Below are 14843 nucleotides of genomic sequence, written 5' to 3'. Positions count from 1 at the left end.
GGCAAGCTGGGTTTCTGGGGCGGATTGTTTCAATCCTGAAACTTCAAGCTTGAATTAATCCGTCTCAGGCGTAAACTCGACAAACAGAAGCGAAGAGGAGATCGCACGATGAAAGTTGCGGTTCTCGGCGGCGGACCAGCCGGGCTCTACTTTGCAATCTCGCTGAAGCTCAGGGATGCCGCGCATGAGGTCACGGTGTTCGAGCGCAACCGTGCCGATGATACGTTTGGCTGGGGCGTCGTGCTGTCGGCGGAAACGCTGGAGAACCTGACCAAAAACGACCCGGTCAGCGCCGTCTGGATCCGCAAGCATTTCGCCTATTGGGACGATATCGCCGTCATCCATGACGGCGTGCGCACGGTCTCGACCGGTCACGGCTTTTGCGGCATTGGCCGCAAGCGGCTGCTCACGTTGCTGCAGCGGCGGGCGCGCGAACTCGGCGTCAAGCTGGTCTTCGAAACCGACATCGCCGATCCCAAGCCATATATGGAGAGGCACGACCTGGTTGTCGCCGCCGACGGGTTGAACTCGAAAGCGCGGAGCGCCTTCGTCGACGTGTTCAAGCCCGATATCGACATTCGTAGATGCAAGTTCGTCTGGCTCGGCACCCACCAGAAATTCGACGACGCCTTCACCTTCGTCTTCGAAAAGACCGAGCATGGCTGGGTGTGGGCGCATGCCTACCAGTTCGACAGCGATACCGCGACCTTCATCGTCGAATGCAGCGAGCAGACCTGGCAGCGCTTCGGCTTCGGCGCGATGTCGCAGCAGGAATCGATTGCCGTCTGCGAGCGCATCTTTGCCCGTCATCTCGGCGGCCACGCGCTGATGACCAACGCCAATTATATCCGCGGCTCGGCGTGGATCAATTTCCCGCGCGTCTTGTGCGAACGCTGGTCCTACAAGAACCTGGCGCTGATGGGCGACGCGGCGGCGAGCGCGCATTTCTCGATCGGTTCCGGCACCAAGCTGGCGCTGGAAAGCGCGGTGGCGCTGGCCGACTATCTCGAGTCCGAGCCAGACCTCGAGGCCGCCTTTAGCAAATATGAGGACGCCCGCCGCACCGAAGTGCTGAAGCTGCAGTCGGCGGCGCGCAATTCGCTCGAATGGTTCGAGGAGGTCGAGCGCTATCTCGGCCTCGATCCGGTGCAGTTCAACTATTCGCTGCTGACGCGTTCGCAACGCATCAGTCACGAGAATTTGCGGCTGCGCGATGCCGAATGGCTGGCCGGCGCCGAGGAGTGGTTCCAGCGCCAGGCCGGCGCCGGGGGCAACAATCTGCGTCGCGCGCCGATGTTCGCGCCGTTCCGGCTGCGCGGCATGGCGCTGCAGAACCGCGTCGTCGTCTCGCCGATGGCGCAGTACAAAGCGGTCGACGGCTGTCCGACCGATTGGCATTTCGCCCATTACGCCGAACGGGCCAAGGGCGGCGCCGGTCTCCTCTACATCGAGATGACGTGCGTCAGCGCGGAGGGCCGCATCACGCCTGGCTGCCCTGGTTTCTATGCGCCCGAGCATGAGGTCGCCTGGAAGCGGCTGGTCGAGTTCGTCCATGCCGAAACCGAGGCCAAGATCTGCGCCCAGATCGGCCATTCCGGTGCCAAGGGGTCGACCAGGCTCGGCTGGCAGGGAACCGACGTGCCGCTGCCCTCAGGCAATTGGCCCGTCATGGCAGCGTCTTCCGTGCCGTGGTCGCGGGAAAACCAGGTGCCGAAGGCGATGGACCGCGCCGACATGGATATGGTGCGCGACCAGTTTGTCGCTTCGGCCGAGATGGCGGCGCGCTGCGGCTTCGACATGCTCGAAATCCACGCCGCGCACGGCTATCTCCTGTCCTCCTTCATCACGCCCTTGACCAACCGGCGCACCGACTCCTATGGCGGCTCGCTGGAAAACCGCATGCGCTACCCCTTGGAAATCTTTCATGCGGTGCGCGCCGCGTGGCCGGCCGAGAAGCCGATCTCGATGCGCATCTCCGCCAATGACTGGCTGGGCATCGAAGGCGTGACGCCGGCCGATGCCGTAGAGATCGCGCGGCTGCTGCATGAGGCCGGCGTAGACATCTGCGACGTATCGGCCGGCCAGACTTCGGCCGTGGCAAGACCGGTCTATGGCCGCATGTTCCAGACGCCGTTTTCCGATCGCATCCGCAACGAGGTCGGCATGGCGACGATGGCGGTCGGCAATATCTATGAGCCGGACCACGTCAACTCGATCCTGATGGCGGGCCGCGCCGATCTCGTCGCACTGGCTAGGCCGCATCTTGCCGATCCGTATTGGACGCTGCACGCGGCCGTCATGCTTGGCGATCGCGGCGTCAAATGGCCGGATCCCTATCTGCCCGGCCGCGACCAGCTCTACCGGCTGGCCGAACGCGAAGCGGCAGCGGGGTTGAAAGTATGAGTGCCGCGGCGACGATTTCGGGGCGTCATGCGCTGGTCACCGGCGGCGGCTCCGGCGTCGGCCGCGCGATCGCGCTGGCGCTGGCCGGCGCGGGCGTTGACGTGACCATCTGCGGCCGGCGCGTGGAGCCGCTTGCCGAGGTCGCCGCGGAGAACAAGTCCATCTTCGCCATTGCCGCCGACGTCACCGACGAGACGTCGATGGCGTCGCTCTACGAGGCCGCGGAAGCGGCACGCGGAGCGTTCGACATCGTCGTTGCCAATGCCGGCATGTCCGGCAGTGCCCCGGCGCAGCGGACCTCGCTGGCAGACTGGCAGCGCACGCTCGACGTCAACTTGACCGGTACGTTCCTGACGGTGAAGCCGGCGTTGGCCGGCATGGCAGTGCGCAAGACTGGCCGTATCATCTTCGTCGCTTCCACCGCCGGACTGAAAGGCTATCCCTATGTCGCAGCTTACGTTGCCGCCAAGCATGGCGTCGTCGGCCTGATGCGGGCACTCGCCGTCGAGACCGCCAAGTCCGGCATAACAGTGAATGCCGTGTGCCCAGGGTTTGTCGAAACCGAGATGCTGGAGAGCACCGTCCAGCGCATCGTCCAAACGACCGGCCGCTCGTCCGAGCAGGCACGGACAAGCCTAGCCGCGACCAACCCGCAAGGCCGCTTCATCCAGCCGGAAGAAATTGCGGCCGCGGTACTTTATCTGTGTGGCGACGCCGCCCGGTCGATTACCGGGCAGACGATTTCGATCTCCGGAGGTGGGACATGGTAGCCGGTCCCCTGCCCGCCCCGTCCGGACCCGGCAAGGACCGCCTGCGGCTGTGGATACGCCTGCTGCGCGCCTCGCGCGCCATCGAGGCCGAGCTGCGCGAACGACTGCGGCAAGAGTTCAACACAACGCTGCCACGCTTCGACGTGATGGCCGCGCTCTACCGCGCGCCGGAGGGCATGCTGATGAGCGATCTTTCGCGCTTCCTGCTGGTGTCCAACGGCAATGTCACCGGCATCATCGACCGGCTGGTCTCGGAAGGGTTGGTGATGCGGGCCCGACGCAATGGCGACCGCCGCACCTCGATGGTGCGGCTGACGGAAGAGGGATCGAAGATTTTCGCCGTGATCGCCGCCGCGCATGAAAAATGGGTCGGCGAGTTGCTGGGCGATGTGAGCGAGGATGAGGCGCGCCGGCTGACCGGCATGCTGACCTCCTTCCGCAGCAATTGGGAGGGACGGGAATGACGAAGCTGGCCGGCCGCAAGCCGAAGCATTTCCTCTGGCAGGTCGAAGGCAAGATCGCAAAGATCCGGCTCGATCGACCGGAGCGCAAGAACCCGCTGACCTTCGACAGCTATGCCGAATTGCGCGACATATTTCGCGACCTTGTCTACGCCGATGATGTCGATGCTGTGGTGGTCCTGCCCAATGGCGGCAATTTCTGCTCGGGCGGCGATGTCCACGAAATCATCGGCCCACTGGTCAAGATGGACATGAAGGCGCTGCTCGCCTTCACCCGCATGACGGGCGATTTCGTCAAGGCGATGCTGAATTGCGGCAAGCCGATTATTGCGGCGGTCGATGGCGTGGCGGTCGGCGCCGGCGCGATTATCGCCATGGCCTCCGATATCCGCATCGCCACGCCCCAGGCCAAGACAGCATTCCTGTTCACCCGCGTCGGCCTTGCCGGCTGCGACATGGGGGCCTGCGCGATCCTGCCGCGCATCATTGGCCAGGGCCGCGCCGCCGAGCTGCTCTATACCGGCCGCACGATGAGTGCCGAGGAAGGCGAGCGCTGGGGCTTCTACAACCGGCTGGTCGATACCGCAACGCTTGAGGCCGACGCGCTCGACATGGCCGCGCGCATCGTTTCCGGCCCGACCTTCGCCCATGGCATGACCAAGACGCAGCTGAACCAGGAATGGTCGATGGGTCTCGACCAGGCGATCGAAGCGGAAGCGCAGGCGCAGGCGATCTGCATGCAGACCCGCGATTTCGAGCGGGCGTACACGGCTTTCGTGGCTAAGGAGAAGCCGGTGTTCGAGGGAAATTGAGATGATCGCTTCCACGCTGGCGGGACAGCACCCCCCTCTGGCCTGCCGGCCATCTCCCCCTCAAGGGGGGAGATTGGATATCAGGCCCGCTTTCGCCAATCTCCAACATCGCAGGGAGAGCCGTGGCAGCGAAGCCGCCAATCTCCCCCCTAGAGGGGGAGATGTCCAGCAGGACAGAGGGAGGCGCCGTGGAGCGCCAGGGCCGGAGAATTGTGGAGGCAGCAATGCCTGACCGTTCCTTCCTCTCCTGGCCGTTCTTCGAGGATCGCCACCGCGATCTGGCGGAGCGGCTGGAGGCATGGTGCGCCAAGAACCTGCCGGTCGCGCATGACGATGTCGACGCGGCCTGCCGCGAGCTGGTGGCCAAGCTCGGCCAGGACGGCTGGCTGAAGCCGACGGCGCTCGATGTGGACAATCCGGGACCGCTCGACGTGCGCACGCTCTGCCTCACGCGCGAAACGCTGGCCCGGCATGACGGGCTGGCCGATTTCGCCTTCGCGATGCAAGGGCTCGGCACCGGCGCACTCAGCCTGTTCGGCACGCCCGACCAGCAGCACTGGCTGGCTAAGACACGGGCCGGCAAGGCGATTTCGGCTTTCGCACTGTCGGAGCCGCGCTCGGGCTCGGACGTTGCCAATATGGAAATGACGGCTACACGTGACGGTGACAGCTATCTCTTGTCCGGCGAAAAGACCTGGATCTCCAACGGCGGTATCGCTGACTTTTATGCTGTCTTTGCCCGCACCGGCGAAGCGCCGGGCGCCAAGGGGCTTTCCGCCTTTGTCGTGCCTTCCGAAACCGAGGGGCTGATCGTTGCCGAGCGGCTGGAGGTGATCGCGCCGCACCCGCTCGCCCGGCTGTCCTTCGACAATGCACGCATTCCAGCCTCGGCGCTGATCGGCAAACCCGGTGACGGTTTTCGCATCGCCATGTCCGTGCTCGACGTGTTCCGTTCGACCGTCGGCGCAGCGGCGCTCGGCTTTGCCCGGCGCGCGCTGGACGAAAGCATCACAAGAGTGGCCGAGCGCAGGCTGTTCGATGCGCCGATGGCCGAGCTGCAGATGGTGCAGGGCCACATCGCCGAGATGGCGTTGGATGTCGATGCCGCCGCGTTGCTGGTCTATCGTGCCGCCTGGACCAAGGACATGGGCGCGGCTCGGGTTACCCGCGAAGCCGCCATGGCCAAGCTGTTCGCTACCGACAAAGCGCAGGAGGTGATCGACAAGGCTGTGCAGCTGCATGGCGGCGACGGCGTCCGCAAGGGCCATATCGTCGAAAGCCTGTATCGCGAGATCCGGGCGCTGCGCATCTACGAGGGAGCGTCCGACGTGCAGAAGGTGGTGATTGCACGGCAAGTGATGGGAGCGGCCTGAGACAGGAGTTTGCGTGAAAATTATTGTCTTCGAGTTTTGAGCGACCGGATTTGAGCATTGGGAGGTTTTGACATGCACACCATCCTGCAGCCGGAAGGCTGGGCGAAACCCGTCGGCTATGCCAATGGCGTCGCCGCGCGTGGGCAGCTTGTCTTCGTCGGCGGGCAGGTCGGCTGGAACGGACAGGGCCGCTTCGAGACCGATGATCTTGTCGGCCAGGTGCGGCAGACGCTGGCCAATATTGTTGCTGTGCTCGCCGAGGCCGACGCCAAGCCGGAACATATCACCTCGATGACCTGGTACTTTACCGACAAGGCGGAATATTTGGCCAATCTCAAGGGGATCGGAGAGGCCTATCGCGAGGTGATCGGCCGGCATTTTCCGGCGATGGCCGCCATGCAGGTGATGGCGCTGGTCGAGGATCGCGCCAAGGTTGAGATCCAGGCCACGGCGGTTATTCCGGAGTGACGGCAACACGTGGCAATTTTTTAAGCTTAAAACTTTCGCCTTGAAAAGCGCGGTACTTTGGATAGCATCCAATGTCTTGCGACTGCCGTGCCGGGAGGGCTTTCCGGCAGTCCCGTCACTTGGCGCATCAAAACCGTGCGGGGCCAAACCCGTCCGATCACAACCAGAGGGAACGAAAATGAACTTCACCCGTCGCAACCTGCTGCTTCTTGCTGCTGCCATCGGCATCGCCGGCGGCCCGGCCTACGCCGAAGGCGCGCTGAATGTCGGCGCCTATCCGACCAATCCGCCTTTTGAATACAAGAACGAGAGCGGCACGTTCGAGGGTTTCGAAGTCGACATCATCAATGAGGCGGCAAAGCGTATCGGCATGACCACTGATATCGCCGATCTCGGTTTCCAGGCGCTGTTCGCCGCCACCACCTCGAAGCGCATCGACGTCGCCATCTCGTCGATCACCATCACGCCGGAGCGGCTGAAGTCTCAGTCGTTCACGCAGCCCTACTATGATTCCGACATGGGCATCGCCGCGAAGGCCGACAGCCCGATCAAGGCCGAGGCCGACCTCAAGGGCAAGATCGTCGGCGTGCTGTCCGGCTCGACCGGCGAAGCCTGGGTCAAGGCCCACCAGGAAGCGGACGGGTTCAGTGACGTCAAGGGCTACGACACGCAGCAGAATTTGCTGCTCGATCTCAGCTCCGGCCGCGTCGATGCGGCGGTCAGCGATATTCCGGGCCTGGAATATTCTTTCACCAGGATGAAGGATCTCGCCGTAAAAGAGCGCATCAAGACCGGCGAGCAGTACGGTCTGATGATGACCAAGGACCACCCGCTGCTCGGCAAGCTGAACGACGCGCTGACCGCGATGAAGAAGGACGGCACGCTGGCCGCGATCCACAAGAAGTGGTTCGGCAGCGACGCACCTGCCGATTCCTCGACCGTCAAGGAAATGCCTATGCCGAAGGCCTGAGCGGCAGTTCGCGCTTAAATGTCGTGCCGGCTTTCGATGCCGGCACGATTTCGGATTTCGGGCTCGGGCTCGAGCGTCGCGGGACGCCAAACGTTTCGGAAATGCTGCGATGTCGCTGCTGGACACCTTCTTCAACGCCGACGTCATGGTCTCCAGCCTGCCGGCGCTGCTGCGCGGTTTCCTGAACACCCTGCTGCTCGGAATCATGAGCATCGGCATCGGTATTCCCGTCGGCCTCGCGATCAGCCTGGTGCGGCTCTATGCGCCAAAGCCGCTTCGGCTGCTGGCTGTCGGCTACATTGACATTTTCCGGGCGATGCCGGTGCTGGTCGTGCTGATCCTGATCTACTATGCGCTGCCGTTCCTCGGCATTCGCCTGTCATCGTGGACGTCCGCGGTGATGGCCTTCGCCATCATCATGGCGGCCTATTCGGCCGAGGTGTTCCGCTCCGGTATAGAGAGCATTCCGCGCGGCCAGTTCGAGGCGGCGCAGGCGCTCGGCCTGCCGTTCTTGCTGACCTTGCGCAAGGTAGTGCTGCCGCAGGCGATCCGCGTCGTAATTCCGCCAATGACCAGCAATTGCGTTTCGATGTTCAAGGATACTTCGCTCGCTTCCACCGTGGCGCTGCCCGAACTGCTGAAGGAAGCGACCAACGCGCAATCGCTCTATGCCAATCCTTCACCGCTAATCGGCGCGGCGCTGGTCTATCTGATCTTTCTCTGGCCGATGGTCCGTCTCGTCAGCCTCCTTGAACGCCGCTTTCAAACCGAAAAGACCCGCTGAATCTGTCAGCGCACTTCGCAGGAGACGATCTTGAACCAGCATCAGATTTCGAAAACCGGCGATGCCGCAGCTTTCCCGGTCGAGACGATCCGCGCCATGTTTCCCGCCTTGCAGCAAGCCGGGGACTTCGTCTTTATGGACAATGCCGCCGGCGCGCAGATCCCGCAAAGCGTGCTCGATGCGGTCACCAACCATTTGGTCGCGCATAATGTGCAGCGCGGCGGCCGCTATGGCCGCAGCGTCACCGTCGACCAAGCCGTCGCCGGCGCTCGCGAAAGCGTGGCCTTGCTGATCAACGCCACCAACCCGGCGGAGATCTGCTTCGGCATGAACGCCACTTCGTTCATCCGCCTGGTCAGCCTCGGCATCGGCCAGATGCTTTCCGAGCGCCCAAACGGGGAGCGTGACGAGATCGTCATCACCGACATGGATCACGACGCCAATATCGCGACCTGGCTGGCGCTGGCGCCCGCCGGCGCCAAGTTCAAATGGTGGCGGATGCGCGAGGACGGCAATCTGCATGTCGACGATTTGCGCCCGCTGGTCTCAGAGCGCACCCGGCTCGTCGCCTGCACGGTAACGGCGCATTCGATCGGCTCGATTGTCGACGTTGCCTCCGTGGCTGGGATTGCGCATGCGGCAGGCGCCGAAGTGTTCCTCGACTGCGTGCATTACGGGCCGCACGGGCTGATCGATGTGCAGGCCTGGGATTGCGATTATCTGGTCTGCTCCGGCTACAAGAATTTCTCGCCACATATGGGCTTCCTGTGGGGCCGCTTCGAAACACTGAAGCGCTTGCCGACCTTCCGCGAGGATTTCATCCCCGACGAGCCGCCCCATAAAATCGAAGCCGGCACGTTCATCTACGAGAACGTCTCCGGCATGGATGCCGCGGTGCGCTACCTCGAATCGATCGGCCGCAATTTCTTGTCCGAGAATAACCAATCGCGCCGCGACAACATCGTCGCCGGCATGAATGCCATCCGCGACTACGAACAGGTGCTGGCGCGCGAAATGCTGGCGGTGCTCAAAGATTGCGGCGCGACGATCTACGGCGTGGCCGAAGAGGCACGCCTCAGCGAACGCGTGCCGACCTTCTGCTTCAATGTCGGCACGCTGTCGCCACAGAGGATCGTCGAGGAAATGGCCGAGATGCAGATCGGCATTCGCGACGGCCACATGTATGCGCCGCGTCTGATGAAGCGGCTCAACCTCAGCATGGACAGCGGCGCCGTGCGCGCCTCGCTGGTGCATTACAATACGATCGAGGAAGTCCGGCGCTTCGGCGAGGCGCTGCGCACCATCATCGCCCGGCTGTCCTGATCGGACTGGGCGGCGGCGCCGGCGCGATCCTCGTGAAGCGCAAAGGCGATCGCACCCGGGTTCTCCAAGCCGGGGCGCAATTGCATGCTTGGGATCAAGTAATCGCCGCCATTCTGCTGCCGATAACGAATGGGCCGCATTGTCTCGAGCGTTCGCATCCTTTCGCGCAGTCGCTCCGCGACAGGCTCGAAATCCGCCTCCCCGAAACGGTCCACCCTGTAAACCACGAACGGCGGAAGCACGTCGTAGCCCGGATAGTATAGAATCCCGTGATTGATCGGGAACAGCAGGTCGTCGATCGGGCCGTTGACGCCGCGGGCGGAATAATGCTCCTCCCAGCCGCCGGTGGTCACGATCAGCATTGCGCGCTTGCCGGCGAGCGTTCCCTCACCAAAGCGGTCACCCCACCGCTTGTCGCTGTGCTCGCCAACGCCATAGGCGAAGCCGTAGGCATACACGCGATCGACCCAGCCCTTGAGGATCGCCGGCATGGCGTACCACCACAGCGGGAACTGGAGGATCAGGGTGTCGGCCCATAGCAGCTTGTCGATCTCGGCTTTGACGTCATCGGTCAGAGTGTTGGTCGCAAAAGCCTTTTTGGAGGCGCCGGCCGGCAGGAAGCGTGCTTCCGGCGGCCACGACGGAAAGTCGGCACGGTCCACCTCGGCTTTCCAGCCGTCGGCGTAGAGGTCCGACACCCGCACCTCGTGGCCCTGGGCCTCGAGTTCCCTGATGGCGACGTCACGCAGCGCACCGTTGAGCGAACGCGGTTCAGGATGAGCAAAAACAAGCAGGACTTTCATGGGTCTACTCCGAAGAAGGACGATAGACACCAAAGGTAGCCAGCCGCGGGCTGATCCACTATATGTAGGAAATGTATAAGATAATGCCGAATAATGGATAGATCGGACGTCACTCTCGAGCGCATGCGCACCTTCGTTCGCGTCGCCGAGCGCGGCAGCCTCTCGGCGGTGGCGCGCGAGCTCGGAGTTGGGCAGTCGACGGTCACACGGCATTTGCGAGAACTCGAGGAGGCCGTCGGCGTGCCCTTGCTCAGCAGGACCACCCGGCGCGTCACGATGACCGATGAAGGCAGCCGTTACTATGCCGACAGCGTCCAGATCCTGCGCCTCGTCGAGCAGGCCGGCGATGAGGCGCGGGGCACGCGCGGCGCGTCGGCCGGCACGATCCGGATATCCTGCACGGCGGCGCTCGGGGTCTTACATGTCAGCCGGCTGATCTTCGCCTTTCAGGACCGCTATCCCGATATCGGCATCGATCTCAGCCTTACCGACGAGCGCATCAACCTTGTGCGGGAGGGCGTCGACATCGCGCTTCGCCTCGGCCCGCTCACCGACAGCTCAATGAAACTGCGGGCGCTCGGGCAATCCCGGCGTCTGCTGGTGGCGGCGCCGGCCTATCTGGCGGCGCGGGGCAGACCGGCTGTCCCGCAGGATCTGCCTGGCCATGAAGGCATCCGGATGTCGAACATCGCGGGAAGCGACACGCTCACCTTGCAGGGGCCGGGCGGCGAGACCTTTGCGGTGCCCTTTGGCGGCAGATTTCTGGTCGACCATGGGCTTGCTGCGCGCGAAGCCCTTGTCGCCGGACGCGGCATCGCACCCGCCCACCACTGGCTTGTCGACGATCTTCTGGCGGCCGACCGGCTGGAAGTGGTCCTGCCGGGCTATTTTCCGCCTCCCGTCCCGCTGAGCATGCTGATCGTTCCGGAGCGTGCGGGCATTGCCCGGGTGCGGCTGCTGGTCGACTTTCTCGCCGAGCAGATCTCCGGCATTCCGGGGATCGAGAAGCGGTAGCCGGCCGGCAAACCTCGCCGGATCAGGCGGCCTTCTTCTTCGCCAACCGTGCCTTGATGCTGGCAACGTCGGCACGCGGCGTCGCCGCGAACAGCGTCCTGGTGTAGCTGTGCTTGGGGTCCGCGAAGACCTCGTCGCGCGAGCCGTATTCGACCGCTTCGCCGAAGTACATCACCATCACGTCGTCGGCGATATAGCGCACCACCGACAGGTCGTGGCTGATGAAAACATAGGTTAGCTGAAACTCGTCCTGCAGGTCGGCGAGCAGGTTCAGCACCTGCGCCTGCACCGAAAGATCAAGTGCCGAGACCGGCTCGTCCAGCACCAGAAGGCTGGGGTTGAGCATCAGCGCGCGGGCGATGGCGATCCGCTGGCGCTGGCCGCCCGAAAACATATGCGGGTAGCGATTAAAGTGCTCGGGGCCGAGACCGACCTTCTTTAGCATCTTCATGGCAAGATCGCGCCGCTCGTCGGCCGTGCTGTCGGTGTTGATGAGCAGCGGCTCGCCAAGCACGTCGCCGATCTTCTGGCGTGGATTGAGCGAACCATAAGGGTTCTGGAAGACGATCTGGACCTTGCGGCGCATTTCCTTCGACAGGCCGTTCCTGCCGATGTCTACCTTCTTGCCGTCGATGAAAAGCTCGCCGGAGGTCGCCGGGTCGATCAGGGTGATGATGCGGGCGAGTGTTGACTTGCCGCAGCCGCTCTCGCCGACGATGGCCAGCGTCTTGCCCTTGTCGACGCTGAACGAAACACCCTTGACCGCATGAACCGTACGGGAGGGGCGGAAAAGCCCGCCACCGACATGATAGTCGCGCACGATGTTCTTGCCTTCGACTACCGTCACGCTCATGAGGCGGTTCCTCCTGCGGACCGGGCTGCGACTACAGATGGGGCCGGCTCGAACAGCATGTCGGAAACAGTAGGCAACCGGTCGCCGACGGCATTTTCCGGCAGCGCCGACAGGAGCGCGCGCGTGTAGTTGCTCTTGGGGGACTCGAACAGCGACAGCACGTCGGCCTCTTCCATCTTGCGGCCCTTGTACTGGACGATGACACGGTCGGCGGTCTCGGCAACCACTCCCATATTGTGGGTGATCATGATCAGGCCCATGCCATATTTGGCCTGCAGGCCGACCAGCAGATCGAGGATCTGCTTCTGGATGGTGACGTCGAGCGCCGTGGTTGGCTCGTCGGCGATCAAAAGCTTGGGATTGCAGGCGATGGCGATGGCGATCATGACGCGCTGACACTGACCACCCGACATCTGGTGCGGGAAGGAGCCCAGCCGTTCCTCGGGGTCGGCGATGCCGACCAACTTCATCAATTCGATGGCACGCGCCCGGCGCTGGGCGCGGTCCATGCCCATATGGAAGCGCAGCACCTCCTCGATCTGGAAGCCGACGGTGAAGCACGGGTTGAGGCTGGCGACCGGCTCCTGGAAGATCATCGAAATGTCCTTGCCGACGATCTTGCGCCGCTCGGATGGGCCGAGCTTGAGCAGGTCGATGCCGTCGAAGGCCATGCGGTCGGCCCTCACCGTCGCGGTGTTGGGCAAAAGCCCCATCACCGCCAGCATCGCCACCGACTTGCCCGAACCGGATTCGCCGACGATCGCCAGTACCTCGCGCGGTTCGACCGACAGGTCGATGCCTTGTACCGCCATGAATGGTCCAGCGGCGGTGTCGAAGGAAACGGTCAGGTTCTTGATCTCGAGAAGAGGCATTGGATTATGACCTCTTCAGCTTGGGATCGAAGGCATCGCGCAAGCCATCGCCGATCAGATTGATGGCCAGCACAGTGATCAGGATAGCAAGGCCGGGGAAGGTCACCACCCAAGGCGCGCGCAGGATGAACTCGCGCGCCGAGGCGAGCATCGTGCCCCATTCCGGCGTCGGCGGCTGCGCACCGACACCGAGGAAGCCGAGCGCCGCAGCCTCGAGAATAGCGTTGGAGAAAGACAATGTCGCCTGCACGATCAGCGGTGCCAGGCAGTTCGGCAGGATCGTCCTCACCATCAAGCGAAGATGACCGGCACCAGCCACCTTGGCGGAGATGACATATTCGCGGTTCTTTTCGGCCATCACGGCGGCGCGGGTGAGGCGCGCAAAATGCGGCTGCAGCACCAGCGCGATCGCCAGCATGGCATTGAAAAGGCCGGGGCCAAGGATCGCCACCAGCACCAGCGCCAGAAGCAGCGACGGGAAGGCCAGGATGATATCCATGATGCGCATGATCAGCGTGTCGACCCAGCCGCGGAAATAGCCGGCGAGCACGCCAAGCACGATGCCGCTGGTGAGCGAGAAGACAACGACCACCAGACCGATGAACAGCGAGAAACGCGCCCCGAAGATCAACCGTGAAAGCATGTCGCGGCCGACCGCGTCGGTGCCGAGCAGGAACATCGATTTGCCGCCTTCCTGCCAGGCAGGGGGTGCCAGCAGCGCATCGCGAAACTGCTCGTCGGGCGAATGTGGGGCGACGAACGGCGCAAAGATCGCCACCAGCACCAGCGCCGAAAACACGACAAGGCCGATGACCGCGCCGGTGTTCATCGAGAAGTAGTGCCAGAACTCGGCGAAAGCCCGTTGCCTGCCGCCTGTCGGGATGGAGGCGGCGGTAGCTTCGGCGGCGGATTCGTCGGTCATCTCACTGCACCCGGATGCGCGGATTGATGACGGCGTAGAGCACGTCGACGATCAGGTTCACCGCCATGACGATCAGCGCGATGATCAGCAATCCGCTCTGGACGACGACATAGTCGCGCTTGCCGATGGCATCGATCATCCATTTGCCGATGCCCGGCCAGGAAAAAATGGTCTCGGTCAGAATGGCGCCCGCCATCAAGGTGCCGACCTGCAGTCCAATGGTGGTGACTACCGGGATCAGCGCGTTGCGAAAAGCGTGCAGACCGATGACGCGGCGCGGCGCCAGGCCCTTGGCGCGCGCGGTGCGGACATAGTCCTCGCCCAGCACCTCGAGCATCGCCGAGCGCGTCTGGCGCGCTATGACGGCAAGCGGGATCGTCGCCAGCACGATCGACGGCAGGATCAAATGGCTGACGGCAGATTTGAAAGCGCCGCTCCTGCCGGAGATCAGGCTGTCGATGAGCATGAACCCGGTCGTCGGCCTGAAGAAATACTGCAGGCCGATGCGGCCGGAAACCGGCGTCCAGCCGAGATAGCCGGAGAAGAAGATAATGAGCAGCAACCCCCACCAGAAGATCGGCATCGAATAGCCGGTCAGCGCGACACCCATCGTCGCCTGGTCGAACCACGAGCCGCGCTTGACCGCGGCGAAGATACCGGCAGGAATGCCGAGCAGGACGGCGATGATCAACGCCACTGTCGCCAGTTCCAGCGTGGCTGGAAACAGCGCCTGGAATTCGCCGAGCACTGGCCGCTTGGTGGCAATAGATATGCCGAAATCGCCGGTCAGGACCCTGCCGATATATTCCAGGTATTGGATGACATAGGGCCGGTTGTAGCCAAACTGCTCGATGAGCTGGGCGTAGCGCTCGGGGCTGACACCGCGCTCGCCCGCCAGGGCCAGGATAGGATCGCCGGGCAGAAGCCGGACGAAAGCAAACGCCGCCAGCGATATGCCGAACACGGTCGGGATGATCAAAGCGAGCTTGTGGAGGAGATAACGGAGCATCTTGCT

Annotated in this window: 15 protein-coding genes; 10 read left to right on the top strand and 5 right to left on the bottom strand. The window is 63.3% G+C overall.

All coding sequences use genetic code 11. The features are described 5' to 3' along the window. Window positions 1-108: 108 nt before the first annotated feature. The 9 genes from NKI70_RS24070 (at window position 109) to NKI70_RS24030 (ending at window position 9364) form a co-directional block, all read left to right on the top strand. A complete protein-coding gene (locus NKI70_RS24070; RefSeq protein WP_352698189.1) occupies window positions 109-2403 on the top strand; it encodes a bifunctional salicylyl-CoA 5-hydroxylase/oxidoreductase in 2295 nt (764 codons plus the stop codon). Beyond that, window positions 2400-3173, top strand: coding sequence for an SDR family NAD(P)-dependent oxidoreductase (locus tag NKI70_RS24065; protein ID WP_352698191.1), 774 nt, complete (start codon window positions 2400-2402; stop codon window positions 3171-3173). The genes NKI70_RS24070 and NKI70_RS24065 overlap by 4 nt, the downstream gene beginning before the upstream one ends. Continuing rightward, on the top strand, window positions 3167-3637 hold the full coding sequence (locus tag NKI70_RS24060) for a MarR family winged helix-turn-helix transcriptional regulator (protein WP_352724965.1): 471 nt from the start codon (window positions 3167-3169) through the stop codon (window positions 3635-3637). Before NKI70_RS24065 ends, NKI70_RS24060 begins: the two co-directional genes overlap by 7 nt. After that, window positions 3634-4446 (top strand): enoyl-CoA hydratase family protein, encoded by an 813-nt coding sequence (locus tag NKI70_RS24055; protein ID WP_023676833.1) that lies wholly within the window; start codon window positions 3634-3636, stop codon window positions 4444-4446. The genes NKI70_RS24060 and NKI70_RS24055 overlap by 4 nt, the downstream gene beginning before the upstream one ends. 224 nt (window positions 4447-4670) lie before the next feature. Further along, window positions 4671-5819 carry an acyl-CoA dehydrogenase family protein gene (locus tag NKI70_RS24050; protein ID WP_352698195.1) on the top strand — a complete coding sequence of 383 codons (1149 nt, stop codon included), beginning with the start codon at window positions 4671-4673 and terminating at the stop codon, window positions 5817-5819. Window positions 5820-5891: 72 nt separating this feature from the next. Beyond that, on the top strand, window positions 5892-6287 hold the full coding sequence (locus tag NKI70_RS24045; RefSeq protein WP_352680535.1) for a RidA family protein: 396 nt from the start codon (window positions 5892-5894) through the stop codon (window positions 6285-6287). Between the two features lie 178 nt (window positions 6288-6465). Next, a complete protein-coding gene (locus tag NKI70_RS24040; RefSeq protein WP_352680536.1) occupies window positions 6466-7257 on the top strand; it encodes an ABC transporter substrate-binding protein in 792 nt (263 codons plus the stop codon). Between the two features lie 109 nt (window positions 7258-7366). After that, the gene (locus tag NKI70_RS24035) at window positions 7367-8041 is read left to right on the top strand and encodes an amino acid ABC transporter permease (RefSeq protein WP_292656040.1); all 675 of its coding nucleotides are present in this window, start codon (window positions 7367-7369) and stop codon (window positions 8039-8041) included. 30 nt (window positions 8042-8071) lie between these two features. Next, entirely contained in the window at window positions 8072-9364 is a 1293-nt protein-coding gene (locus NKI70_RS24030; RefSeq protein ID WP_352591261.1) for a cysteine desulfurase-like protein, read from the top strand. Here the strand turns inward: NKI70_RS24030 and NKI70_RS24025 are convergent. Next, window positions 9295-10167, bottom strand: a complete 873-nt coding sequence (locus NKI70_RS24025; protein ID WP_352698198.1) for an NAD(P)H-dependent oxidoreductase — start codon at window positions 10165-10167, stop codon at window positions 9295-9297. The genes NKI70_RS24030 and NKI70_RS24025 overlap by 70 nt on opposite strands. A 93-nt stretch (window positions 10168-10260) precedes the next feature. On the opposite strand from NKI70_RS24025, the gene NKI70_RS24020 reads away from it, so the two are divergent. Beyond that, on the top strand, window positions 10261-11181 hold the full coding sequence (locus NKI70_RS24020) for a LysR family transcriptional regulator (protein WP_352698200.1): 921 nt from the start codon (window positions 10261-10263) through the stop codon (window positions 11179-11181). Window positions 11182-11203: 22 nt separating this feature from the next. On the opposite strand, the gene NKI70_RS24015 is transcribed toward NKI70_RS24020, so the two are convergent. From NKI70_RS24015 to NKI70_RS24000, 4 genes are read right to left on the bottom strand one after another with little or no spacing between them, the layout of a single operon-like run. Continuing rightward, a complete protein-coding gene (locus NKI70_RS24015) occupies window positions 11204-12034 on the bottom strand; it encodes a dipeptide ABC transporter ATP-binding protein (RefSeq protein ID WP_023676825.1) in 831 nt (276 codons plus the stop codon). Further along, window positions 12031-12906: an ABC transporter ATP-binding protein gene (locus NKI70_RS24010; RefSeq protein WP_023676824.1), complete on the bottom strand. Its 876-nt coding sequence runs from the start codon at window positions 12904-12906 to the stop codon at window positions 12031-12033. The genes NKI70_RS24015 and NKI70_RS24010 overlap by 4 nt, the downstream gene beginning before the upstream one ends. Before the next feature lie 4 nt (window positions 12907-12910). Beyond that, the gene (locus NKI70_RS24005; RefSeq protein WP_023676823.1) at window positions 12911-13828 is read right to left on the bottom strand and encodes an ABC transporter permease subunit; all 918 of its coding nucleotides are present in this window, start codon (window positions 13826-13828) and stop codon (window positions 12911-12913) included. Window position 13829: 1 nt separating this feature from the next. Further along, window positions 13830-14837: an ABC transporter permease subunit gene (locus tag NKI70_RS24000; protein WP_023676822.1), complete on the bottom strand. Its 1008-nt coding sequence runs from the start codon at window positions 14835-14837 to the stop codon at window positions 13830-13832. Between the last annotated feature and the right edge of the window lie 6 nt (window positions 14838-14843).

Origin of the sequence: Mesorhizobium sp. M0500 (genome assembly GCF_040321165.1) — a bacterium.
GTDB lineage: Bacteria > Pseudomonadota > Alphaproteobacteria > Rhizobiales > Rhizobiaceae > Mesorhizobium.
The sequence above is the reverse complement of the archived record's forward strand: the minus strand, read 5'-3'. Positions and strand labels throughout refer to the sequence as shown.